Origin of the sequence: Finegoldia magna (assembly GCF_018371055.1) — a bacterium.
Classification (GTDB): Bacteria; Bacillota; Clostridia; order Tissierellales; family Peptoniphilaceae; genus Finegoldia; species Finegoldia magna_I.
This window is the reverse complement of record NZ_JAGYZD010000302.1, coordinates 1-1,788: the sequence shown is the minus strand read 5'-3', so window position 1 is coordinate 1,788 and position 1,788 is coordinate 1. Positions and strand designations below refer to the sequence as shown.

Here is a 1,788-nt window from a genome sequence, read left to right as displayed (position 1 = left end):
GCTTGTTGGTGAAGATGTTCTTCCAGACGATCAAAGATTGATTTTGGACATTTCAAATGTAATGAAGCTAGGATTTTTGCAACAAAATGCTTTTAGTAAAGTGGATACTTACGTTCCCCTTAAAAAACAAGTTGAAATGCTTAAAACTATAAAATTGTTATATGAAGAAGGTCACAAGGCAATCAAAGAGCAAATTCCTATTTCTCAAGTTAAAAATGCAGATTTGTACTCAAAAGTTATTGCTATGAAAAACACAATTCCTAATGAAGATTTAAGTGGCATCAAAGATTTGAATGATGAAATCAAAGAGTTTTACAACGATTTGATTAGCAAGTACGAAAAGTAGGTGATTTTATGATAAAAGAATACATTAAACTAAAAAAAGTTGAAAGTTCAATTATAGAAGTTGAAAATGTAAATGAAGCATCTTTTGGAGAAGTTGTAGAAGTAAAATCATCTGCCTCTGATAAACCAATGGTCGGCAAAGTTGTAAATATTAACGACGATACTGTTACTATCCAAGTATTTGGAGACAGTGCAGGAATGAGTACCGAAAATACTAGGGTTAGATTTTCACAAAGACCATTTGAGATAGCTTTGTCAGAAGATATTTTGGGAAGAAAATTCAACGGAATTGGTCAACCAATAGATAATGGTGGGGATATTTACGCAGCTAAATACTACAACGTAAATGGTCGTGCTATAAACCCAGTTTCCAGAGTTTATCCAAGAGATTTCATTCAAACAGGAATTAGTTCAATAGACTGTTTGATGACTCTTATTAGAGGACAAAAACTTCCGGTATTTTCTGGATCTGGAATGAGTCACAATAGATTGGCTGCACAAATCGTTCGTCAAGCCAAAATCAAAGGCGCAAACGAAGATAACTTCGCTATTGTATTTGGAGCGATTGGTGTAAAACACGACGAAGCGAGATTTTTTGAAGATACTTTCAGACAATCTGGTGTATTGAATAATGTGTGTATGTTTGTAAATTACGCTGACGATTCAATAATGGAAAGAATTATAACTCCAAGAGCAGCTCTAACTGCAGCAGAATACTTGGCTTTCGAAAAAAATTATCACGTTTTGGTAATAATAACTGATTTGACAAGTTATGCAGAAGCTCTTCGTGAAGTTTCTTCAAAAAGAGAAGAAGTTCCTTCTAGAAAGGGCTATCCAGGATATTTGTATTCTGATTTGGCATCATTGTATGAAAGAGCAGGTATGATTAAAGATGCAGAAGGCTCTGTAACTTTGATTCCAATTTTGACGATGCCTAATGACGATATCACTCATCCTATTCCGGACTTAACAGGATATATTACTGAAGGACAAATTGTTTTGGAAAGAAGTTTGATGCAAAAAGACATATATCCACCAATCAATGTTCTTCCATCATTATCGAGACTTATGAAAGATGGTATTGGTGAAGGATATACAAGAGAAGATCATCCGGATGTAAGTAGTCAATTATTTTCAAGTTATTCTCATGTTCAAGAGGTTAGGGATTTGGCACAAATTATCGGAGCAGATGATTTGAGTGAAGCCGATCAAAAATATTTGAAATTTGGAGACGAATTTGAAAACAAATTTGTAAAACAAGATTATTATGAAAACAGAGAAATAGAAGAAACATTAGATCTTGCGTGGGATTTATTGAAGATATTACCAGAAAACGAATTGGACAGATTATCACCAGAAATGATAAAACAACATATGAACAGGTGATTATATGGCAGTTTATAAGATGACTCCTACAAAGGGGAATTTAATAAAAGCTAAAAA

The 1,788-nt window shown here is 33.5% G+C and carries 1 protein-coding gene and 1 pseudogene; both read left to right on the top strand.

Features of this window, described 5'->3' with window-relative positions; all coding sequences use genetic code 11:
* A pseudogene (locus KHW44_RS09335) lies at positions 1–346 on the top strand (V-type ATP synthase subunit A); the annotation flags it as partial.
* A gap of 8 nt (positions 347–354) precedes the next feature.
* The gene (locus tag KHW44_RS09330) at positions 355–1,731 is read left to right on the top strand and encodes a V-type ATP synthase subunit B (protein ID WP_304068814.1); all 1,377 of its coding nucleotides are present in this window, start codon (positions 355–357) and stop codon (positions 1,729–1,731) included.
* The last annotated feature ends 57 nt before the right edge of the window (positions 1,732–1,788 follow it).